Genomic DNA, 23,823 nt, shown 5'->3' with positions numbered 1-23,823 from the left:
TTGCCCTGAGGGGTATCCCCCTCGGGCTTTGTCATAGCTGATATTTATTATATTTCATTTAGTGAAATATTTCAACTATATTTTTATAGTTATTACTTATTTCTATCAGAAATAACCTTATCCTGAACAGACTTTGGAGCCTGCTCATACTTATCGAAGAACATAGAGTAGTTACCACGACCCTGTGTCTTAGAACGAAGGTCAGTAGCATATCCGAACATCTCAGCAAGTGGAACGAATGCTTTAATCATCTTACCACCTGAGATATCTTCCATACCCTCAATACGTCCTCTACGTGAGTTGATATCACCGATTACATCACCCATGTATTCTTCTGGCATAGTAACCTCAACCTTCATGATAGGCTCAAGAAGGGCAGGTGCTGCCTTAGCCATAGCATCCTTGAATGCCATAGAACCAGCAATGTGGAATGCCATTTCTGAAGAATCGACTTCATGGTATGAACCATCGTAAATATCTGCTCTAAGTCCGAGAACTGGGAATCCAGCTAAGATACCTGAATTAGCAGCTTCTCTGATACCGTCAGCAACTGAAGGGATATATTCCTTAGGAATAGCACCACCAACTACTGAAGACTCACAGAAGAGTACTGGAGGTTCGTTAATTAATACTGTGTTCTTTGTCTCAACATCAAACTTATCAACGTTAGCTTCAAGTGGTGAGAAACGTACTTTACAGTGACCATACTGACCACGTCCACCTGACTGCTTAGCATACTTACTATCAACATCAACTGCCTTAGTAAAGCACTCTCTGTAAGCAACCTGAGGTGCACCAACGTTAGCCTCTACCTTGAACTCACGAAGAAGTCTGTCAACGATGATATCAAGGTGAAGCTCACCCATACCAGCGATGATTGTCTGACCTGTTTCCTGATCTGTATGAGCACGGAATGTAGGATCTTCTTCAGCAAGCTTTGCTAAAGCTTCACCCATCTTACCCTGGTCATTCTTAGTCTTTGGCTCGATAGCAAGCTCGATAACTGGCTCTGGGAATTCCATAGACTCTAAGATAACTGGATGTGCCTCATCACAGATAGTATCACCTGTTACTGTAACCTTAAGACCTACTGCAGCAGCGATATCTCCTGAGTAAACCTTATCAATTTCTTTTCTCTGGTTAGCGTGCATCTGAAGGATACGGCCAACTCTTTCTTTCTTATTCTTATTAGAGTTAAGTACATATGAACCACCGTTTAATGTACCTGAGTAAACTCTGAAGAATGCTAACTTACCAACGAATGGATCCGTCATAATCTTGAATGCAAGAGCTGCAAATGGCTCTTCATCAGATGACTTTCTTGTTACTTCGTTACCGTCTTCGTCAACACCTGTGATATCTGGGATATCTGTAGGAGCTGGCATGTACTCGATAACAGCATCAAGAAGCTTCTGAACGCCCTTGTTCTTATAAGCTGTACCGCAAAGACAAGGAATAGCTGTACCTTCAATAGTACCCTTTCTTAAAGCAGCCTTTAACTCTGGAACTGAAATTTCCTCATCGTTAAAGAACTTCTCCATAAGGTCTTCATCAAGTTCAGCACACTGCTCAACAAGCTTGTCATGGTATTCCTGAGCCTGATCAGCTAAATCAGCAGGAATATCGCCAACAACGATATCATCACCCTTATCTCCGTTGAAGACATAAGCCTTCATCTCGAATAAGTCGATAATTCCCTTGAAGTCATCTTCCTTACCGATAGGAATCTGTACAAGTACAGGATTCTTTCCAAGCTTTGTAATAAGCTGGTTGCATGATCCGAAGAAATCAGCACCCATCTTATCCATCTTGTTCATGAAAGCCATACGAGGTACATTGTACTTATCAGCCTGACGCCATACATTCTCTGACTGTGGCTCAACACCGTTCTGTGCATCGAATACACCTACGGCACCATCAAGTACTCTAAGTGAACGCTCAACCTCTACTGTGAAGTCAACGTGTCCTGGAGTATCGATAATGTTAATACGGTATTCTGGCTGTGTCTTATCTGGCTTACCCTCTTTCTCAGGTGTCCAGTGACATGTTGTAGCAGCTGAAGTGATTGTGATACCTCTCTCCTGCTCCTGGGCCATCCAGTCCATAGTAGCAGTACCTTCATGAGTATCACCAATCTTGTGATTAACACCAGTATAATAAAGGATACGCTCTGTTAATGTTGTCTTACCAGCATCAATATGAGCCATAATTCCGATATTTCTGGTTCTCTCCAATGGATATTCTCTTCCAGCCATGGATAAAACCTCCTATAATTATAATTAGAATCTGTAATGAGCAAAAGCCTTGTTTGCTTCTGCCATCTTGTGCATATCTTCTTTTCTCTTTACTGATGCACCTGTGTTGTTAGCTGCATCAAGAATTTCGTTAGCGAGTCTTTCTTCCATAGTCTTCTCGCCTCTTGCTCTAGAGAATGTAGTCATCCAACGAAGAGCTAAAGCCTGTCTTCTGTCTGGCTTAACTTCGATAGGTACCTGGTAAGTAGCTCCACCGATACGTCTAGCCTTAACTTCAAGAACTGGCATAATATTATTCATAGCTTCTTCAAATACTTCGATAGCTGGTCTCTCAGTCTTAGCTGCAACTCTATCAAAAGCACCGTAAACAATCTTCTGAGCTACTCCTCTCTTACCATCAAGCATAATGTTGTTGATAAGCTTAGTAACTACCTTATTGTTGTAAATAGGATCTGCTAATACATCTCTTTTCTGTGTATGTCCTTTACGTGGCACGGTTCTTCCCTCCTTAATAAATTTATTAAATCATAGGTACTCACAAATAAAAAATGTGTTCGCGCCGTATATATTAACCTGCAACCTCTTGATTAATCTAATTCCGGCACAATTCAAAATTTAATTTGTTCGTAAAAATCAGATTCTTACGAATCCGACTCTTGCAAATTGTAAAACTTGCATGCATTCATATAAATGCGTGTCTTAATTCAGGCTTAATTACTTAGCGTCCTTAGGTCTCTTAGCACCGTACTTAGAACGAGCCTGTCTTCTCTTTGCAACACCTGCTGTATCAAGTGTTCCTCTGATGATGTGGTATCTTGTACCTGGTAAATCCTTTACTCTTCCACCTCTTATAAGAACAACACTGTGTTCCTGAAGATTGTGTCCCTCACCTGGGATGTAAGATGTTACCTCGATACCATTAGAAAGACGTACTCTGGCGATCTTTCTAAGAGCTGAGTTAGGCTTCTTAGGTGTAGCAGTCTTAACAGCTGTACAAACACCTCTCTTCTGTGGAGAAGAGATATCTGTTGCCTTCTTCTGAAGTGAGTTGTAACCCTTCTGAAGAGCTGGTGCTGTAGACTTCTTTACTGCAGTCTTTCTTCCCTGTTTTACTAACTGGTTAAATGTTGGCATTCCGTTTTCACCTCCCGAAATTAGAATAATGAATGGTTGCATCTTAGTATCAACTAAGAAAATGTTTTGTCACCAAAACAGCGCAAAAATAGTACTTGCCTATTCGCACGCTTTATTAGTATATATATTTGCAAATTCAGTGTCAAGCATTTTTTCAAAAAAAGACAAAAGCGTGCCAGATTTTATCAATCTGACACGCCATAAGTTTCTATAAAGAATTAATCTTCCTGTGTGAAAACAAGCTCGTCTTCACCAGACTCATCTTCATCTTCTTCAATGTAGTTATCTGTAGAACTAATCTTGATATCCTGATAACGCTTCATACCTGTACCAGCAGGGATAAGCTTACCAATAATAACGTTCTCTTTAAGTCCGATAAGTGGATCAATCTTTCCATTAATAGCTGCATCTGTAAGGACCTTTGTTGTCTCCTGGAATGAGGCAGCTGACATAAATGATGTAGAAGCAAGTGAAGCCTTAGTAATACCAAGAATGATTGGAGTGCCTGTAGCAAGCTTCTTTCCTTCCTCTTCAAGCTTCTCATTAACTTCCTGGAATTCAATTGTGTCAACCTGTGATCCTGGAAGGAACTTAGAATCTCCAGCTTCATCAACAACTATCTTCTTAAGCATCTGACGAACGATAAGCTCAATATGCTTATCATTGATATCAACACCCTGGATACGGTAAACCTTCTGAACTTCACGAAGGAGATAATCCTGAACAGCTCTTACACCAAGAATTCTTACGATATCATGTGGATTCTCAGAACCCTCTGTGATTTCTTCACCCTTAGCAACAACCTGTCCTTCAACAACCTTTTCTCTTGTATCCTTAGATAATGGATAAGCCTTTGAATTACCTTCATCGTCAGTTATAACAATTTCAGTCTTCTTCTCAGTCTTAACAATGCTTACAGTTCCGCCAAACTCAGCAAGTACAGCCAGCATCTTAGGCTTTCTTGCCTCGAAAAGCTCTTCTACTCTAGGAAGACCCTGAGTAATGTTATCACCGGCAACACCACCAGTATGGAAAGTTCTCATAGTAAGCTGTGTACCAGGCTCACCGATTGACTGGGCTGCAATAATACCAACAGCTTCACCAACCTGTACTGTCTGACCAGTAGCCATGTTAGTTCCATAACATTTAGCACATACACCAATATGTGAACGGCAAGTAAGAATTGTTCTGATCTTAACCTTATCAACACCGGTCTTAATAATAGCTTCTGCTCTCTTAGGAGTTACAAGGTGGTTAGCTTCAACAATAACCTCACCAGTAGCTGGATCAACAATATCCTCAGCTAAGTATCTTCCTGTAATACGCTCCTGTAATGGTTCAAGAATATCTTCCTTGGCATCACTTGAGTTAGTAGCTCTGTTATTAACAAATGAGTAAACATACATACCAGGTATCTGCTTACCTGCGCTACAATCTGTCTCTCTGATAATAAGATCCTGAGAAACATCAACAAGTCTTCTTGTAAGGTATCCTGAATCGGCTGTACGAAGGGCTGTATCTGAAAGTCCTTTACGGGCACCGTGAGCTGAAATAAAGTATTCCAGAACGTCAAGACCTTCACGGAAGTTAGACTTGATAGGAAGTTCGATAGTGTTACCTGATGTATCGGCCATCAAACCACGCATACCTGCTAACTGCTTAATCTGCTGGTTAGAACCACGGGCACCTGAGTCAGCCATCATGAAGATGTTGTTATATTTATCAAGACCCTGAAGAAGGGCGTCCTTAATCTTATCATCAGTTTCCTGCCATACGCGGATAACATTCTTATGTCTTTCCTCGTCAGTAGCCTGACCTCTGTTATATTTAACAGTAATCTGTTCAACTTTCTTTTCTGCCTCAGCAAGAAGCTGCTTCTTAACTGGTGGCACTGTCATCTCAGAAATAGAAACAGTCATGGCAGCTCTGGTAGAGTACTTATAACCCATAGCCTTGATATCATCAAGAACTTCTGCAGTTGTTGTAGTACCATGAGTATTGATAACATGCTGTAAGATATCCTTAAGCTGTTTCTTTCCTACATGGAAATCAACTTCTGGAAGTAATAAATTCTCTTCCTTGCTTCTGTCAACATATCCTAAATCCTGAGGAAGAATCTCATTAAATATAAGTCTTCCAAGTGTAGACTCAATATTACCTGAAAGCTCTTCTCCGTTAATATTCTTAGTTACATGAACCATAATCTTAGCATGTAATGTAATTATACCATTCTCATAAGCAAGAACTGCTTCATTGATACTCTTGAAAATCTTGCCCTCTCCCTTTGCACCTGGTCTTTCCTGTGTAAGGTAGTAAATACCAAGTACCATATCCTGTGAAGGAACGGCAACAGGACCACCATCAGATGGCTTAAGAAGGTTGTTAGGTGAAAGAAGCATAAATCTACACTCAGCCTGAGCCTCAACAGAAAGTGGGAGATGGACAGCCATCTGGTCACCATCGAAATCGGCATTGAACGCTGTACAAACAAGTGGATGAAGCTTAATAGCCTTACCTTCTACAAGGATTGGCTCGAAAGCCTGAATACCAAGTCTGTGAAGTGTAGGAGCACGGTTAAGCATAACTGGATGCTCTTTGATAACATCTTCAAGTACATCCCATACTTCTGGCTCAAGATGTTCTACGCTCTTCTTAGCTTTCTTAATATTATCTGCAAGATTACGTCTTACAAGCTCTCTCATAACGAATGGCTTGAATAACTCAATAGCCATCTCTTTAGGAAGACCACACTGGTAAATCTTAAGTTCTGGTCCTACTACGATAACTGAACGTCCTGAGTAGTCAACTCGCTTACCAAGAAGGTTCTGTCTGAAACGTCCCTGCTTACCCTTTAATAAATCTGATAAAGACTTAAGAGCTCTGTTACCAGGGCCTGTTACAGGACGGCCATTTCTACGTCCATTATCAATAAGAGCATCAACAGCTTCCTGAAGCATTCTCTTCTCGTTACGGACAATGATTTCAGGAGCGCCAAGCTCAAGAAGTCTTGCAAGTCTGTTATTTCTGTTAATAATTCTTCTGTAAAGATCATTAAGATCTGAAGTTGCAAAACGTCCACCATCAAGCTGGACCATAGGTCTTAAATCTGGTGGGATTACAGGGATTTCTGTAAGAATCATCCACTCAGGCTTAGTTCCTGCATTCTTAAATGCTTCAACAACTTCAATTCTCTTTATAAGTCTGGCAGCCTTCTGAGAAGTAGTGTTAGCAAGCTCTTCCTTAAGTCTTACTTCTTCTTCTTCAAGGTTAACCATCTGGAGGAGCTCAAGGATTGCCTCAGCTCCCATACCAACACGGAAAGCCTTGCTTCCGTACTGCTCGCAGAGTTCTCTGTATTCAGTCTCTGAAAGAATCTTCTTGAAAGGAATATCTGTTTCACCTGGATCAATTACGATATATGAAGCAAAATATAATACCTTTTCAAGGTTCTTAGGACCAATATCAAGAATGAGATCCATACGGCTAGGAATACCCTTGAAGTACCAGATATGTGATACAGGTGCAGCAAGGTGAATATGACCCATACGGTCTCTTCTTACGCTGGCCTTAGTAACCTCAACACCACATTTGTCGCAGACAATACCCTTGTCTTTGATCTTCTTGTACTTACCGCAGTGGCACTCCCAGTCCTTGCTAGGACCAAATATTCTTTCGCAGAAAAGTCCATCCTTTTCTGGCTTAAGTGTTCTATAGTTAATTGTTTCAGGTTTGGTAACCTCACCATGAGACCACTCCAAAATATTCTCAGGAGAAGCAAGCTTGATCTGAATTTTATCAAATTTCATTGACTTATTTGATTTAATTTCTTCTGCCATTATAGTGCTCCCTTCTAATTAATATTCATCTGAATTGCCATCGCCGTAATCATCATCAAAATCATCGGCCATATCAAAATCAGCTTCATCATCTGAATCTACAGCATCTTCTGTTCCATCTTCATTGAGAGTAACTGTTGACATTCCGCCAGCCTTGTACTCTGCCTCTTCCTCTCTGCTGTTTCTTCTATATCCGTTACCTTCATCAAGAACCTTCTTGAAATCAGTAACTTCATACTCAGAACTCTCAAGAAGTCTGACTTCATTGTTGTCCTGATCAAGAACTCTTACATCAAGTGCGAGTGACTGAAGTTCCTTAAGAAGAACCTTGAATGATTCTGGAACTCCTGGTTCAGGAATATTCTCACCCTTAATAATAGCTTCGTAAGTCTTAACTCGTCCTACAACATCATCAGACTTAACAGTAAGGATTTCCTGAAGAGTATAAGCAGCACCATAAGCCTCAAGTGCCCAAACTTCCATCTCTCCAAATCTCTGTCCACCGAACTGTGCTTTACCACCAAGTGGCTGCTGTGTTACAAGTGAGTATGGACCAGTTGAACGAGCATGAATCTTATCATCAACAAGGTGATGAAGCTTTAAGTAATGCATGAATCCGATAGTTACAGGACTGTCGAAATACTCACCAGTTCTACCATCTCTAAGTCTTACCTTACCATCACGACCGATTGGAACACCCTTCCACTCAGCTCTGTGATCTCTATGTTCTGAAAGGTAATCAAACACCTCTTTATTAAGGACATCCTTATATTCTGCTGTAAATGTAACCATATCCTCTGGATATTCTTCTCCATTCTTTTCAGCCTCAGCCTTCTGGGCCGCAAGCTCTTCATCATCAAATGGATGGTTAGCATATGCATTTGCCATATCAAGAGTATCCATAATATCGTTCTCATCTGCACCATCAAATACTGGTGTTGCAATGTTAAATCCAAGTACCTTGGCAGCAAGACTTAAATGAATCTCAAGGACCTGTCCAATGTTCATTCGTGAAGGAACGCCCAATGGGTTAAGTACGATATCAAGCGGACGACCATTAGGAAGGAATGGCATATCTTCAACAGGAAGTACTCTTGATACGACACCCTTGTTACCATGACGACCAGCCATCTTATCACCAACGCCGATCTTTCTCTTCTGTGCAATATATATACGAACAGACTTGTTAACTCCTGGTGAGAGTTCATCTCCGTTCTGTCTTGTAAATGTCTTAACAGCAACAACGATACCGTATGCACCATGAGGAACCTTAAGTGAAGTATCTCTTACTTCTCTTGCCTTCTCACCAAAGATAGCTCTAAGAAGTCTCTCTTCAGCAGTAAGCTCTGTCTCTCCCTTAGGAGTAACCTTACCAACAAGGATATCACCAGCTCTTACTTCAGCACCAACACGGATGATACCATTCTCATCAAGATCCTTAACTGCCTCAGAACCTGTTGATGGAAGATCTCTTGTAATCTCTTCAGGTCCTAACTTAGTATCTCTTGCTTCTGTCTCATATTCTTCAATATGAATAGATGTATAAACATCATCTCTAACGAGACGCTCACTAAGAAGTACAGCATCCTCGTAGTTATAACCTTCCCAAGTCATGAAACCAATAAGTGGGTTCTTACCAAGGGCAATCTCACCATTAGATGTAGATGGACCATCAGCAATAACATCTCCTGCCTTAACCTCATCTCCCTTGAATACAATAGGTCTCTGGTTATAGCAGTTACTCTGGTTACTTCTTGAGAACTTAGTAAGCTTATATTCGCGTGCCTTACCATCTTTCTCTCTGATAACAATCTTGTTAGATTCAGAAGAAAGAACAACACCATCGGCTTCTGCAACTACACACACGCCTGAGTCAACTGCAGTCTTATTCTCAATACCAGTTCCGATAACAGGAGCTTCTGTCATAAGAAGAGGTACGGCCTGACGCTGCATGTTAGATCCCATGAGGGCACGGGTACAGTCATCGTTCTGAAGGAATGGAATCATTGATGTAGCAACTGAGAATACCATCTTAGGAGATACGTCCATAAGATCAATCTGGCTCTTATCAAACTGAGAAGTCTCTTCTCTGTAACGTCCAGATACAGTATTTCTTACGAAATAACCATTCTCATCAATCTCAGCATTAGCCTGAGCTACATGGAAATCATCTTCCTCATCAGCTGTGAAGTAACGAACTTCATCAGTAACTCTTGGATTCTTAGGATCAGACTTATCTACAATACGATAAGGAGCTTCAACGAATCCATATTCATTAATTCTTGCATAAGATGCAAGAGAGTTAATAAGACCAATGTTAGGTCCTTCAGGAGTCTCGATAGGACACATTCTACCATAATGAGTATAGTGTACATCTCGAACCTCGAAACCTGCACGATCTCTTGAAAGGCCACCAGGACCAAGTGCTGAAAGACGTCTCTTATGAGTAATCTCACTAAGAGGATTATTCTGATCCATGAACTGTGACAACTGTGAACTTCCGAAGAATTCCTTAATAGCAGCTGTTACAGGCTTAATATTAATAAGTGACTGTGGAGATATTCCGCTAAGATCCTGTGTAGACATTCTCTCACGAACAACTCTTTCCATTCTTGAGATACCAATTCTGAACTGGTTCTGAAGAAGTTCTCCTACAGCTCTGATACGTCTGTTTCCAAGGTGATCAATATCATCCTTAGTACCAACGCCATATTCAAGGTGCATATTATAATTGATAGAAGCAAGAATATCTTCTACTGTAATATGCTTAGGAATAAGGTCAGCAATATTCTTAGTAATAGCTTCCTTAATATCTTCTAAAGATTCATTCTCAGCAAGAATCTGGGCAAGAACAGGATAGTATACATACTCTGTTACACCAAGTTCCTTAGCTTCTTCCTCGCTGATATCAACCCATTTAGTAATATCAACCGCACGGTTAGAAAGAATCTTAACAACTCTGTCAGATACTGTACCATCAGCAGCCTTAACTTCTACAGTAATAAATACTGAAGGAACAGCTGCATCCTGAATAGCCTGTGCTGACTCTCTTGTAAGCTTCTCACCTGCTGTTGCAATAACAGTTCCATTCTCATCAACAACATCCTCAGCAAGAACCTGTCCTGTAAGTCTGCTCTTGAAAGAAAGCTTCTTATTAAACTTATATCTTCCAACATGAGCCAGGTCATATCTTCTAGGGTCAAAGAACATACCTGAAATAAGTGCTTCTGCACTTTCAACAGATAATGGTTCACCTGGTCTTAACTTCTTATAAAGTTCAAGAATACCTTCCTGATAATTAGTAGAAGTATCCTTCTCCATAGTTGCAAGAAGCTTAGGCTCCTCACCAAATATATCAAGAATCTCGGCATTAGTACCAAATCCTAAAGCTCTGATAAGAACTGTAATAGGCACCTTCTTATTACGGTCAACCTTAACATAGAATACATCGTTAGCATCTGTTTCGTACTCTAACCAGGCACCTCTGTTAGGAATTACCTGACAGCTGTATAAGAAAATCTTACCATATTTATCCTTCTGTATATCATAATAAATACCAGGTGAACGTACCAACTGGCTGACAATAACTCGTTCAGCACCATTAATTACAAATGTACCTGTCTTAGTCATTAAAGGCAGGTCGCCCATGAAAATTTCATGTTCGCTGATGCTTTCTGTCTCTTTGTTATGAAGTCTTACTGTAACCTTAAGAGGAGCTGCATATGTAGCATCTCTTTCTTTACACTCTTCAATTGAATACTTAACTTCGTCTTCACATAACGCAAAATCTACAAATTCCAGACTCAATCTTCCGTTATAGTCTGCAATTGGAGATATGTCATCAAAGACCTCTTTCAAGCCTTCATTCAAAAACCACTGGTAAGAATCCTTCTGCACCTCAATAAGGTTAGGCATCTCAAGAACCTCTTTCTGTCTTGAGAAACTCATACGCATTGCCTTGCCCGACGTTATTGGGCGTAATCTGTTTTTCTCCATTGACGTTTCACCCCTTAGTTTTCTTCACATTAATATATTACATTATCGGTAAATGTGCAGAGAATGAGCACAAGTTACCACAATAGTGCATTGTCCATAGTACATCAATATTATATATATGTCAAGGGATTTTCTAAAAAAATCATGAATATTCAGAATAAGATATAGATAATAATATAGCTGCCATATCTGGCAGAATATAATAAAGAAATGTATTTTAATACTTTAGAAAAAAGAAAAGACAGGAGCTTTGAAAGCCCACTGTCTTTTCTATTATATTCATTAGAACAATCAAGTAAATTACTTAAGAGTAACCTTAGCTCCAACTTCTTCAAGCTTCTTCTTGATTTCCTCAGCCTCTTCCTTAGAAGCCTGCTCCTTAACAACCTTAGGAGCTCCATCAACAACATCCTTAGCTTCCTTTAAGCCAAGACCTGTGATTTCACGAACAACCTTGATAACCTTAACCTTCTGATCGCCAGCTTCTGTAAGCTCAACGTCAAATTCTGTCTTCTCCTCAGCTGCTGCTGCGCCAGCACCTGCTGCTGCAACTACAACGCCTGCTGCTGCAGATACGCCGAATTCTTCTTCACAAGCCTTAACTAAATCGTTAAGCTCTAATACTGATAAACCTTTAATAACTTCAATGATTTCCTGTGTTGTCATTATTATAATCTCCTTTTTAATATTATTCTAAAATTGAAAGAGCATCTATGCTGCTTTCATAGTTAATTCAGTGTTAAACTGATTAAGCAACTTCCTCGTTCTTCTCAGCAATCTGCTTAATAACACGAGCAAAGTTTGTAATAGGTGACTGTATACTTCCAAGTAACTTTGAAAGAAGCTCCTCTCTTGAAGGGATAGTAGCGATTGTAGCGATACCTGCCTCATCGTAGAATGTTCCTTCAACAACGCCACACTTTAACTCAAGAGCATTAGCTGTCTTAGCGAAATTAGCTAAGATTCTTGCAGGTGCTGTAGCATCAGTCTTGCTGAATGCAATAGCGTTAGTTCCTTCAAGAGTATCAGCAATTGACTCGAACTCTGTTCCAGCAACAACTCTCTTTACTAAAGTGTTCTTATAAACCTTGTAAACTACGCCAGCTTCTCTTAACTGCTTACGAAGCTGTGTATCCTGTTCTACTGTAAGACCGCTGTAGTTAACTACAACAACGCCCTGGGCGCCATCAAAATTAGCTGTGATCTCATCGATAGTAGATGTCTTAAGGCCTACATTCTTTAAAATAGCCATGAATAATTACCTCCTGTTAGATTCTTGCTTCATAATAGAAGCGATTTTGCCTAAGTGAAGATTATTCGTCTATAGTTTCCCTACAAACAAAAACCCTCTCTGCCAAAGACAGAGAGGGAATCATTAATCAAATCCTTAAATCCTCGGTAGGCGTGTTACCTTTAACCATCATCAGTAATACTGAATCCGGACCTGCTGTCTACGGCAAAATATTATGTTAACAGCAAAATGCTGCTCACAATCTGATAGTATACTATCAAAATATATTAATGTCAACCGTTTTTAATCAAAAATCTGATTAACCCACATACTTGGCTGTGCTTAACTTAACACCAGGTCCCATAGTAGAAGTAAGAACTACACTTCTAAGATAAGCTCCCTTAAGTGAAGATGGCTTAGCCTTAACGATTGCATCCATAATAGCCTGGAAGTTGTCTGATAACTGCTCCTCTGTAAATGAAGCCTTACCAATTGGCACGTGAATGATATTAGTCTTGTCAAGTCTGTACTCGATCTTACCAGCCTTGATATCATTAACAGCTTTTGTTACATCCATAGTAACTGTACCAGCCTTAGGGTTTGGCATTAATCCCTTAGGACCAAGTACACGACCAAGACGACCAACAACACCCATCATATCTGGAGTTGCAACAACAACGTCGAACTCGAACCAGTTATCGTTCTGGATCTTAGGAATAAGTTCCTCGCCACCAACGAAATCTGCTCCAGCTGCAAGAGCCTCATCAGCCTTAGCACCCTTAGCAAATACTAATACACGTACAGTCTTACCTGTTCCGTGTGGAAGAACAACAGCTCCTCTGATCTGCTGCTCAGCGTGACGTCCATCACAACCTGTTCTGATATGTGCTTCGATTGTCTCGTCGAATTTAGCAGTAGCGTTCTTCTTTACTAATGAGATAGCGTCTGCTGCTTCATATAATGTCTGGCGGTCAATATTCTTGGCTGCCTCAACGTATTTCTTTCCTCTTTTCATTATAAACCTCCTAGTGGTAATATCGGAAGGATTCTATCTTTCCTCCCACAATAATCATGAATCAAATGTAGATTAGTCTTCTACAACGATACCCATACTCTTAGCTGTTCCTTCGATCATAGAAGTAGCTGCTTCGATAGATGCAGCGTTAAGATCTGGCATCTTAAGCTCAGCGATCTTCTGAACTTCTGCTCTCTTAATAGTAGCAACCTTAGTCTTGTTAGGTACGCCTGATCCTGACTTAATGTTGCAAGCCTTCTTAAGAAGTACTGCTGCAGGTGGAGTCTTTGTAATAAAGCTGAAGCTTCTATCAGCATAAACTGTAATAACTACAGGTATGATAAGATCTCCCTGATCTGCTGTCTTAGCATTGAACTGCTTTGTGAATTCTACGATGTTAACACCGTGCTGACCAAGTGCTGGACCAACTGGTGGAGCTGGTGTAGCCTTGCCGGCAGGAATCTGTAATTTAATATATCCTGTTACTTTCTTTGCCATTTTGGCACCTCCTAAAAATAAATGTGGTAATTGGCGACCATAATAATGTTACCCGCTATCCATCTCCCAAGAATCACCTTTAGGTGATTCTTGCAAATGAATTAGCGAAGCTAATTCATTTTGGTCTCCCACGTCCCAGGATCGGGACTGCTTCTTACAATAACTTCACATCTGTGAAATCAATTTCGACCGGTGTCTCACGACCGAACATCTCAACATTAATTGTAAGGCACTGCTTGCCTTCATTAATATTGGTAATCTCACCAACTGTATCTTCCCATGCACCTGAGAGGATCATAACCTTATCACCGACCTTGCCATTAAACTGGATAACAGGCTTAACTTCCTGTTCTTCCTCAAGGCTTATGCCGAGATTTCTGATTTCTGTTGGTGTAAGTGGTACTGGCTTTGATCCAGGACCAACAAATCCTGTAACACCTCTTGTATTTCTGACAACATACCAACTATCGTCGTTCATTACCATCTTTACAAGAACGTATCCAGGAAACATTTTCTTCTGAGCAGCTTTCTTTGAACCATCTTTAATCTCCACTACTGTTTCAAGTGGAACGATAACTTCAAGAATCTGATCGTGAAGATTTCTGTTTTCAACTGTCTTCTCAATGTTAGCCTTCACCTTATTCTCATAACCTGAGTAAGTGTGAACTACATACCATTTTGCGTCATCCATACAATCACCTATTCCTTATTTTACAATGAACTCAATTCCAAAGCGGACAATTAAATCCACAACTGCAATGATTACACCTAATAATACGGATACAGCCAATACAGCTACAGTTTCCTTAGTAAGCGACTGACGGTCTGGCCAAATGATTTTTGAAAATTCAGCTTTTAAACCTTTGAACCAGTTCTTTTTCTGCTTCTTAGCTTTTACAGTATCACCCATGAAATACTCCTCACTGTACTAATTACTTTGTTTCCTTGTGTAATGTGTGTGATTTACAGAACTTACAATACTTCTTTGTTTCCATTCTGTCTGGATGAGCTTTCTTTTCCTTAGTCATGTTGTAATTGCGCTGTTTACACTCAGTACATGCCAATGTTATCTTTACTCGCACAACTTCCACCTCCAATTATTATTTTTGTAGGTGTTAAAACACCAATTGGTTTCTTTGCCCGCCTAATCAATGTTGGGTTGTTGAAATTCAGGCACGCAAAAAAGACCGCTTCCATAGCCGTTCTAATATAGCACAGCATAATCGTACTCGTCAACAACTTTTTTAAAGAAAATATAGTGACGCAAATATAGTGACAAAAATGCGAACCGTATTAATCATCTAAAAATGCACGCACAGCTTCCTCATCAACCACACCGTCTGCCTTTCTTGGCAAAGCTTCTTTTCTTAATACAATCTTCTGGATTTCCCAACGGTATCCCTTCTTCTCATTGTACTTGTCAATGCGGCGTTTGAATATATCTTCCGTCGCGCTCTTATCAATTGGCACAATAACTGCTGTAAGTCTGTTATTGTAAAATGTTATAAATCCTTCTGCAACTCCGTTAATTGCCGTAATCTGTTCATTAGTTCTTACACGGCTTATCTTCTCACCAGTCGGCAAAAGGATAATATCATCATTGCGGCGTATTAGAACAAGTCTTCCTGCACTGTTTATTCTTCCATAATCACCTGTGTGGTACACTCCATCCTTTAATACTGCTGCTGTAGCCTCTGAATCATTATAATATTCCTTCATTACGCATGGACCACCTACAAGGATTTCACCATCCTCTGCGATTGAAACAGCATTTGCATCAAAAAGAGTATATGAACCATCAGAAAGCTCATTAATTCCAATGTACCCAGATGTCTCTGTCATGCCATATATGCTGTATACCTTGAGATTGCTGCCTCGCAAGCTCTCAAAAAGTCTGAATGGGCAGCTCGCCTCTCCTATTATAATGGTGTTCAGTTCATTGTTAAATCCGCTTACTGCACGCAGATAATCAATCATAGAAGGTGTTCCCACAAGAATAGTAGGATTATAATAATATGTATCTGCATCTATATGTCTTAATCCTCGTCCGATACACACCATTGCACCATTAAAGATAGGCCATATCAGGCTATATATTAATCCAAATTCATTATGCAAAGGAATCTGTGCAAGCACTATATCTTCAGGCGTACATTCAACTCTGCTGCTTATAGCCTTTGCTGCACTAAGAACATTCTCTACGGACAACACAACCGGCTTATCACACTCGTCAGCAGTTGCTGTAAACATAATAATATCACCTTCCTGTGTATTCTCATCATACACAAGTCCATCGACATTATCCTTCTCAGCACTGGATATAATAATAGCATTCTCATCTGACAGAATATACTGGTTAGTTGATGTCAGCGTATAGCTTACTTCTGTCTTCTTCAGAAGGTCTACACGCGAATCATGAGGCAGAAAGAAATCAATAAGTACAAGGTCTCTTCCTGCAACTATCACTCCAAACATATTGACAATCCATCTGTATGATGCAGGTCCGAATATTGCAATTCTCTTTCCGTCATATTTCTGAAAATGCAGAGCTTTCTTGGTAACATCCTCAAAAAATTTTGCATAAGTTACTTTCATCGTATCATAAACTATAGCTACCGCATCTGGACGGTTCTGTGCGTTGCTTTTTAACATATTATAAAATGCGTTCTTCTCTGTCATGATTTTCTCCGATCTTTAAAATGTATTACAAACCTAAAAGCCATCACCCACGCAAAGACTTATTCCATACACTTCACGCACACCTGCCTGCTTTAATACAGCAGCACATGCGTCAAATGTTGCTCCCGTAGTATATATATCATCAACAATCAATACCTTTTTATATCTTACAACTTTCTCATCTGCTTGAAAAGCATTTTGAAGATTTTTAACACGCTCCCGATTGCTAAGTTCCTTCATCGGAGCTGTCTTAATTACTCTGACTAAAGCCTCATCATCAATGGGGATTCCGATTATCCTGCCAAGTGCCTCAGCAATCAGTCCCGCCTGATTATATCCACGCATTTTCAATCTTGAAATGTGGATTGGAACAGGTATTATCACATCTGGTGACCATCTGCGTATCATCATGCCACATCTGTCTGCCATCTGCTTTGCATATACACCAGCGTATTCCTGCTTATTATGATATTTGAATCTGTATATTGAATTCTTGACATCCTTAGAATACTCATATACCGAGCATGCCTGGTCATACACATGTACATGCCTGCTGCAGTCATTGCAGTATTCTGCTTCATCACTCTGCACTGGCTTTCCGCATTTTAAACAGAAAGGTTCATCTACATAACTCACCTTCTGCATACATTCAGGACATATATCAACCCGCCTGCCAGCTGCAAATGGCGCCGGTCTGCCACATACAGGACACGCCGGCGGAAGTACTGCATTAACCACCTCTCTTAATACCTTCTTATAATTCATAATCCCCCATTATTGTCATCATTATCACATATAAACATATCAATTATCATTGTCCGAAATCTTCAATATGTCTGATTTCTTCAATCCTGTCTGTGAGTGAAGAATATCGCTTTGACTCTGATACATTGCCAGCCATAAGCCTGAATATTTCCTCTTCTCCAACGAGACATACACATTTCCTTGCTCTTGTAACTGCTGTATACAGAATATTCCTGTTCATCAGCATTCTTGGTCCCTGCGACATCGGAATAATAACCGCCGGGTACTCACTTCCCTGTGATTTGTGAACTGTAATCGCATACGCAAGTTCAAGTTCATCAAGCTGTGAGAATTCATAAGTAACGAATCTGCCATCTTCGAATTTCACAGTTACATTCTCGTCAAATGTGCTTATTCTCTCTATAACTCCGGTATCCCCGTTAAATGCCCCTGTTCCCTGTTCTGTTGGAATACCATATCTGCTGCGTTTTTCCCATGCAAGCTGATAATCATTCTTAATCTGCATGACCTTATCACCTTCACGGAAAGTAACATCCCCCACCTGTCTTTCCTGCTTGACAGCATCAGCCGGATTAAGAAAATCCTGCATAATCTTATTAAGACGTTCAACCCCGACATTTGATTTTCTTGATGGTGTAAGAATCTGAAGATCATACACATCAGCCCCGACATAATCCGGAAGCTTGTCCTTAATAAGCGTTTTCATCGCATTTATAATATTGTCAGCACCGTTTCTGTGAACAAAGAGAAAATCCTTGCTGTACTTGTTAAGTACTACCTCCTCACCCCTGTTAATCTTATGGGCGTTAATAATAATCTCGCTCTGTGCAGCCTGTCTGAATATCCTTTCAAGCTTAACAACCGGAAAACATCCGGATTCTATAATATCTTTCAGCACATTTCCCGGGCCGACACTTGGAAGCTGATCCACGTCACCTACAAGAATCAGTTTCGTTCCAATCGAAACAGCTTTAAGAAGTGAATTCATAATACTAATGTCTACCATCGACATCTCATCAACAATAATAACATCAGCCTCAAGCGGATTATCTTCATTTCTTTCAAAGAACATAGACAGACCTGCTGCCGACTTTCTGTCACCATCCGGCACGCCGCCGCTTATCTCTAACATTCTGTGGATAGTCTGTGCTTCATAACCGCACGCCTCAGTCATTCTCTTGGCTGCACGTCCCGTAGGAGCTGCCAGCCTGATTTCCAGACCTTCCAGCTCAAAATATTTGATTATTGTATTAATAGTTGTAGTCTTACCGGTTCCCGGACCGCCGGTAACAATAACAAGCCCGTTTCTTACTGCTTTCGCAACAGCCTCTTTCTGGATATCATCAAGAGTTATTCCTTCTTTATCCTCAATCCTTGCAATCCTGTCATCTATGAATTTCTGGTCTTCCTCAATCTGGACATCAAGATTATTAAGCATAGCTGCAACATTTGCTTCCATGTTGTAATACATGCGGGCATAGACACATTTTACATTGTCCTTAACCTTGACAACTATCTTCTTATCCATTGTCAGGTCCATAAGGTATTTGTCATAGTCCTGGACATCAATCAAAAGCAGTTCGTTGACCTGACGCACAAGCTTATCATACGGAAGATATGTGTGTCCCTGCATTGTCGCCTGGTTAAGCACATAAAATATTCCGCTCTTAATCCTGAATTCAGAATCAATCTTGATTCCGGCACGCGAAGCAATCTCATCAGCCGTCCTAAAACCGACCCCCTCTATGTCATCAGCAAGCCTGTACGGATTCTGTTCAAGAATATTATATATATCGTTTCCATAACGCTTAAATATTTTGTTGGCAAGATTCATCTGGATTCCATAACGCTGAAGAAACATCATTGCTTTTCTGATGTCTTTCTTGTCAATAAGCTGGTTCGCTATATCCATAGCTTTAGACATGCTTATCCCTTTAATCTCAGCCAGACGCTCCGGTTCTTCTTCCATAATCCTGAATGTATCATCGCCAAATGTCTTAACTATTCGTTCAGCCATCTTCTCGCCGATACCCTTGATTGCCCCGGAGCTTAGATAACGTCTTACGGATGCAGCATCATCCGGCGCCCTGAACTCATAAGATGTGACTTTAAATTGCATGTAGTAAACTGCATGCTTAACAAATTCGCCTTGTGCAGTAATAAATTCACCTGTGTTGATATAGCTTAACACTCCAACACAGGTGATTTCTTCATCATCATATACAATATTAAAAACCGTATATCCATTGTCTTCATTCCTGAAGATAATATTCTCCACAAAGCCCTCTACATATTTCACAGACTCGTAATCCAATCTGTTATCTCCTTTATGTTAAATATTATTATTATTCAAGAAAATTACTTAACTTCGTCTCTGTAGCCTGCAAGGAACTCAATAAACTTACCTGTACCAATAGCAACACATGTCATTGGATCTTCGGCTGTCATAGTATTAATTCCTGTCTTGGCTTCAATTAAATCCTCAAGTCCTGAAAGAAGACTTCCGCCTCCTGTAAGGACAATTCCTCTGTCTGCAATATCAGATGCAAGTTCTGGTGGAGTCTTCTCAAGAACGCTGTGAACAGCTTCAACAATCTGTGAAGTTGCCTCTCTTAAAGCTTCCTCTGTCTCCTCTGAGCTTACCTCTACAGTCTTAGGAAGACCTGTTACAAGGTTTCTTCCTCGTACATTCATAGTTGTAACTTCTGCCTTAGGATAAGCAGAACCAACCTTAATCTTAATATCTTCTGCGGTTCTCTCACCGATAAGAAGATTATGCTTCTTTCTCATGTATCTTACGATAGCTTCATCAAAATCATCTCCGGCAATCTTAATAGAAGTACTTACAACAGTTCCTCCTAAAGAGATAACAGCGATATCAGTTGTACCACCACCGATATCAACAATCATATTACCGCATGGTCTTGAAATATCAATACCTGCACCGATAGCTGCTGCGATAGGCTCTTCAATAATAGCAACCTCTCTTGCGCCTGCCTGAAGAGTAGCATCCTCAACCGCCTTCTTCTCAACCTCAGTAACACCTGAAGGTACGCATACACTGATTCTAGGCTTCTTAAGCATTCTCTTGCCGATAGCCTTCTGGATAAAGTACTTAAGCATCTTCTCAGTTACAGTGTAATCAGAGATAACGCCCTGACGAAGAGGTCTTACAGCAACGATGTTGCCTGGTGTTCTACCAAGCATCAGTCTTGCTTCCTCGCCGATAGCCTTAATCTTATTAGTATCCCTGTCAAATGCAACAACTGAAGGCTCTTTAAGAACAACGCCTTTGCCTTTAATATATACGAGGATACTTGCAGTACCTAAATCTATACCAATATCTGTTGATAACATGATAATTCCCCTTTCTTATAAAACAATGCGGACCTTCTGCATGTCCGATATATTCAGATAAAACATAAAATCAAAAGTCAATAGAAGCCATGTGTACCCATGGCTAATCACCATTATATACATAAAAAAGGAAATTTAAAAGCCCTAAATAAAAAAAATCTATCTAAATATATATTTTTATAAATAATCAAGAAGCAATACATCCTGTAAATGTATATCGGCATTAATTTGTGCCTGCTTAATATTCTGCCCGCGAATTTAAAAATATTTTGATTTTAAGATACATACATATTATAATGTGGTGGATTATGATTATAACTTATTTATATTAAATTCTATATTAAAGTAATATTAAAGTTATTTCTGAATTTAAGTGTATAGGAGATTGCTATGAATATCCGTGTATTAGATAAAAATGATAAAGCTGCTCTCGAACAGCTTATATTTACTATAGAAAACGCTCTTCCTGTTCAGGAATGGTGGATTCCTATTGATGACATTGAACGCTCGCATTTCTTTGATGCTGACTGGACATGCTTCTTAGGTGCATTCAATGACAATAACGAACTTGTTGCCGCCAGCGCCCTTTTCTTTAATGAACATGAATTTGCTGAAGAAGCTGAAAAGCTGGGTCTCGACATTCGTTCTACAAATGTAGCTGAAGTCGGACGATGCATGGTTCACCCGGACTTCCGCGGTCACAACCTCATGTGTGAGCTTAACAAGCGCCTCTGCACAATTGCCCGCAACCGCGGCATTGACACAATCATCGCCGTAGCCCACCCTGACAACATCGCCAGCAATTCATCTTTCCGCCGTCTCGGCGCAGAACTTAAGGCAACTGCCACTGTATTCGGTTCTTACCAGAGGAATATGTATATTCTGCCGTGGTAGGTAGGTAGTGGGCTATAATTCTTCCTTAAGGCACTCAAGCAGCCCTTTGCATCCTGCCAGAACATCCCTGTAAGTTGCCTCAAAATCTCCCGTATACCATGGGTCTGCCACATCAAGCCCACTTCCCGCAAAAGTAAGCAGCTTATATATCTTCTCATCCGGATCTCCGCCCGATATCCTCTGCATATTGCGGATATTCTCAGTATCCATTCCAATAAGGTAATCATATTCCTCATAATCATTCAGAGTCATCTGCACTGCCCTGTGAGGAATTACCGGAATCCCTTCTTTCTTCAACTTGGCAACAGTGCATGATGCACCCCATTACCAATCTCCTCGCGGCTTGTCGCCGCAGAATTAATATAGAACCTATCAGCAAGTCCCTCTTTTTCAACTAAATATGTCATAACGCTTTCTGCCATAGTGCTTCGGCAGATATTGCCGTGGCAGATGAAAAGTACTTTTATCATAGTTTTGTTTCTCCTTGATTTGTCCCGGAATGCCCCGTTTTGCAAGGGATTCTAGGGATTTGTAAAATGTGTATTTTTGCTGAACTCCTGGCAAAATAGAGCAAGATGGAGCAAGTTATTGCGAACTGTTAGTAGTAAAGTTGGTAGTAAAACGAGGTATGCTTACTACTAAGAAATTTGTTCTCCTTGTTCAAGTATCTCTTTAATAATATTCTTAAATTCTAATATTTCACTAGATTTTATATAATACCCTAAATTCACCATAATGCCAGTATGTGATTCCACAACTTGATTTGATGTTGGTATATCTGTTACTACCAATTTCCCTGTAGCATCATATATTGGTCCTGAGAATAAAGTTCCAATGAAAATAATTCTACTTTGTCCCCAGTTAAGATTTCCTACTTTGTCTTTATATCCACCTTCATTTAATATATATATAGGAGAACCCGATGACCCTGGGAAACAAGCCATATCTACTAATCCAATACCCGACTCATTAAAATCTATTGCCGGATGAGATGCAGTATACCCTTTTCTAAATATAGGAAAATTATTGTTTTTATCCCACAGTCCAATCGGATACCCCACCATAACTAATTCTTCTAAAGCTGATAATTCTTCCAGCATTTTTTGAGATGGTAGTATAGTTTCATCTATGGCAATATAAAATACGTCCTTACCTGTTTGTTTTTTTACAAACTCAAACACCGGATTAACAAAGCAAAAACACAAATCTTTTTTTGAATGAAATATCCAATTTGATGTCAATGTTACTTGATAACTCTCATTACTTTCATTTTCACCATTACGCAAATGCAAATAAAATGTCATAGTTTCATTTGAATTATAATTAACAACATGCTTATTTGTAATAATAACTGGAACAATTTTATTATCAATTACAAAATTATAAAAATAGCCTGTCCCTGAAGATCTATCACTTGCAACTAAACGAACTGTATTAAACATCATTCTTTCAGAAATAGATATAGGTTTCATATTTTTCCTCCATTAATAATTTATTTAAACATATTCAATCTTTATTTTATTGGTTTCACAATAGCAGATCAACTCTCTTTTAATCTTTTCACTACATTTGCTTCCAATCATTATTTGCGAAATAGCCATATTAAAATCTGTATACAATTTTGCTATTCCCTTATATCTCATTCGCTCTTTTATATCATATTCAAGTATGCCATTATTAAATTCAGCTAAATCATATGGACAATATAACATTCTTATTTCCTTTTCTTTTGTGGAGTCTAGATTCGATGTCTTATTATACTGATTTTTAATAACCCATGGAATTATAGATAATTCAGCACCACCATTTTTTAAAGAATTAATAACCATCTCTGTGAAATCAATTGTATCTTTATCGCAATATTCAACTGGATACAAAAAATCATAATTACCAATATTATATTCTATACATACACCATTCCCATTTGATGCATATTCATCCCACATATAATCTTCATATGCGTATGTTAGTGAAAACACATCATACATTTCCGTAAGATAATTAATAAGAAATTCTATATGCTGTTTGCTATATCCTGTTCTATCTACGACTTTTTTCATCTTATAATCAATACTAAATTCTGTTTCATCATTCAAAGTTTTATAAAATGAAAACCATATTTTATTATCTTTTAAAGTTTGTTTTATTATCTTTTAAAGTTTG

The 23,823-nt window shown here is 39.5% G+C and carries 19 protein-coding genes, 1 pseudogene and 1 other annotated feature; of the genes and pseudogenes, 1 reads left to right on the top strand and 19 read right to left on the bottom strand.

All coding sequences use genetic code 11. The annotated features are described in order from the left end of the window. Nucleotides 1–92: 92 nt before the first annotated feature. The 16 genes from fusA to DW963_RS10620 all read right to left on the bottom strand — a co-directional run bounded on the left by fusA (nucleotide 93) and on the right by DW963_RS10620 (nucleotide 20,766). Nucleotides 93–2,255 (bottom strand): elongation factor G, encoded by a 2,163-nt coding sequence (fusA, locus tag DW963_RS10695; protein ID WP_117915683.1) that lies wholly within the window; start codon nucleotides 2,253–2,255, stop codon nucleotides 93–95. A gap of 24 nt (nucleotides 2,256–2,279) precedes the next feature. Then, nucleotides 2,280–2,750: a 30S ribosomal protein S7 gene (gene rpsG / locus DW963_RS10690; RefSeq protein ID WP_012738559.1), complete on the bottom strand. Its 471-nt coding sequence runs from the start codon at nucleotides 2,748–2,750 to the stop codon at nucleotides 2,280–2,282. Between the two features lie 219 nt (nucleotides 2,751–2,969). Further along, nucleotides 2,970–3,389 (bottom strand): 30S ribosomal protein S12, encoded by a 420-nt coding sequence (gene rpsL, locus DW963_RS10685; RefSeq protein WP_041687887.1) that lies wholly within the window; start codon nucleotides 3,387–3,389, stop codon nucleotides 2,970–2,972. Between the two features lie 218 nt (nucleotides 3,390–3,607). Continuing rightward, nucleotides 3,608–7,225, bottom strand: a complete 3,618-nt coding sequence (gene rpoC, locus DW963_RS10680) for a DNA-directed RNA polymerase subunit beta' (protein ID WP_117915680.1) — start codon at nucleotides 7,223–7,225, stop codon at nucleotides 3,608–3,610. 18 nt (nucleotides 7,226–7,243) lie between these two features. Beyond that, a complete protein-coding gene (rpoB, locus tag DW963_RS10675; RefSeq protein WP_117915678.1) occupies nucleotides 7,244–11,221 on the bottom strand; it encodes a DNA-directed RNA polymerase subunit beta in 3,978 nt (1,325 codons plus the stop codon). A 300-nt stretch (nucleotides 11,222–11,521) separates the two neighbouring features. Then, nucleotides 11,522–11,887 (bottom strand): 50S ribosomal protein L7/L12, encoded by a 366-nt coding sequence (gene rplL, locus DW963_RS10670; RefSeq protein ID WP_012738555.1) that lies wholly within the window; start codon nucleotides 11,885–11,887, stop codon nucleotides 11,522–11,524. An 82-nt stretch (nucleotides 11,888–11,969) separates the two neighbouring features. Continuing rightward, the gene (rplJ, locus tag DW963_RS10665; RefSeq protein WP_117915676.1) at nucleotides 11,970–12,473 is read right to left on the bottom strand and encodes a 50S ribosomal protein L10; all 504 of its coding nucleotides are present in this window, start codon (nucleotides 12,471–12,473) and stop codon (nucleotides 11,970–11,972) included. A 78-nt stretch (nucleotides 12,474–12,551) separates the two neighbouring features. Beyond that, nucleotides 12,552–12,696 (bottom strand) — a sequence feature (ribosomal protein L10 leader region). Between the two features lie 75 nt (nucleotides 12,697–12,771). Further along, entirely contained in the window at nucleotides 12,772–13,467 is a 696-nt protein-coding gene (rplA, locus tag DW963_RS10660; RefSeq protein ID WP_012738553.1) for a 50S ribosomal protein L1, read from the bottom strand. A gap of 72 nt (nucleotides 13,468–13,539) precedes the next feature. After that, the gene (rplK, locus tag DW963_RS10655) at nucleotides 13,540–13,965 is read right to left on the bottom strand and encodes a 50S ribosomal protein L11 (protein ID WP_021865796.1); all 426 of its coding nucleotides are present in this window, start codon (nucleotides 13,963–13,965) and stop codon (nucleotides 13,540–13,542) included. 154 nt (nucleotides 13,966–14,119) lie between these two features. Next, nucleotides 14,120–14,656, bottom strand: a complete 537-nt coding sequence (gene nusG / locus DW963_RS10650; protein ID WP_117915674.1) for a transcription termination/antitermination protein NusG — start codon at nucleotides 14,654–14,656, stop codon at nucleotides 14,120–14,122. 15 nt (nucleotides 14,657–14,671) lie between these two features. Continuing rightward, entirely contained in the window at nucleotides 14,672–14,875 is a 204-nt protein-coding gene (gene secE, locus DW963_RS10645; protein ID WP_012738550.1) for a preprotein translocase subunit SecE, read from the bottom strand. A 22-nt stretch (nucleotides 14,876–14,897) separates the two neighbouring features. Continuing rightward, a complete protein-coding gene (rpmG, locus tag DW963_RS10640; protein ID WP_012738549.1) occupies nucleotides 14,898–15,047 on the bottom strand; it encodes a 50S ribosomal protein L33 in 150 nt (49 codons plus the stop codon). Nucleotides 15,048–15,258: 211 nt separating this feature from the next. Beyond that, on the bottom strand, nucleotides 15,259–16,644 hold the full coding sequence (locus tag DW963_RS10635) for a class I adenylate-forming enzyme family protein (protein ID WP_117915672.1): 1,386 nt from the start codon (nucleotides 16,642–16,644) through the stop codon (nucleotides 15,259–15,261). Between the two features lie 33 nt (nucleotides 16,645–16,677). Beyond that, nucleotides 16,678–17,409: a ComF family protein gene (locus DW963_RS10630; protein ID WP_117915671.1), complete on the bottom strand. Its 732-nt coding sequence runs from the start codon at nucleotides 17,407–17,409 to the stop codon at nucleotides 16,678–16,680. 46 nt (nucleotides 17,410–17,455) lie between these two features. Then, nucleotides 17,456–19,723, bottom strand: coding sequence for an SF1B family DNA helicase RecD2 (recD2, locus tag DW963_RS10625; RefSeq protein WP_353652816.1), 2,268 nt, complete (start codon nucleotides 19,721–19,723; stop codon nucleotides 17,456–17,458). Between the two features lie 44 nt (nucleotides 19,724–19,767). Beyond that, the gene (locus tag DW963_RS10620) at nucleotides 19,768–20,766 is read right to left on the bottom strand and encodes a rod shape-determining protein (RefSeq protein WP_117915669.1); all 999 of its coding nucleotides are present in this window, start codon (nucleotides 20,764–20,766) and stop codon (nucleotides 19,768–19,770) included. Between the two features lie 390 nt (nucleotides 20,767–21,156). Between DW963_RS10620 and DW963_RS10615 the strand changes: the two genes are divergently transcribed. Then, complete coding sequence (locus DW963_RS10615) at nucleotides 21,157–21,660, top strand: GNAT family N-acetyltransferase (RefSeq protein ID WP_117915667.1); 504 nt, start codon at nucleotides 21,157–21,159, stop codon at nucleotides 21,658–21,660. A 12-nt stretch (nucleotides 21,661–21,672) separates the two neighbouring features. Here the strand turns inward: DW963_RS10615 and DW963_RS10610 are convergent. The 3 genes and pseudogenes from DW963_RS10610 to DW963_RS10600 form a co-directional block, all read right to left on the bottom strand. Further along, nucleotides 21,673–22,130 (bottom strand): annotated as a pseudogene (locus tag DW963_RS10610) (low molecular weight protein-tyrosine-phosphatase). Between the two features lie 168 nt (nucleotides 22,131–22,298). Further along, entirely contained in the window at nucleotides 22,299–23,132 is an 834-nt protein-coding gene (locus DW963_RS10605) for a trypsin-like serine peptidase (protein WP_117915666.1), read from the bottom strand. Nucleotides 23,133–23,156: 24 nt separating this feature from the next. Next, nucleotides 23,157–23,720, bottom strand: a complete 564-nt coding sequence (locus DW963_RS10600) for a DUF2971 domain-containing protein (protein ID WP_147347595.1) — start codon at nucleotides 23,718–23,720, stop codon at nucleotides 23,157–23,159. Between the last annotated feature and the right edge of the window lie 103 nt (nucleotides 23,721–23,823).

This window comes from Eubacterium sp. AM46-8, from assembly GCF_003466705.1.
In the GTDB taxonomy this organism is placed as follows: domain Bacteria; phylum Bacillota; class Clostridia; order Lachnospirales; family Lachnospiraceae; genus Lachnospira.
Note: the sequence above shows the minus strand (reverse complement) of the source record. Positions and strands in the feature narration are given on the sequence as shown.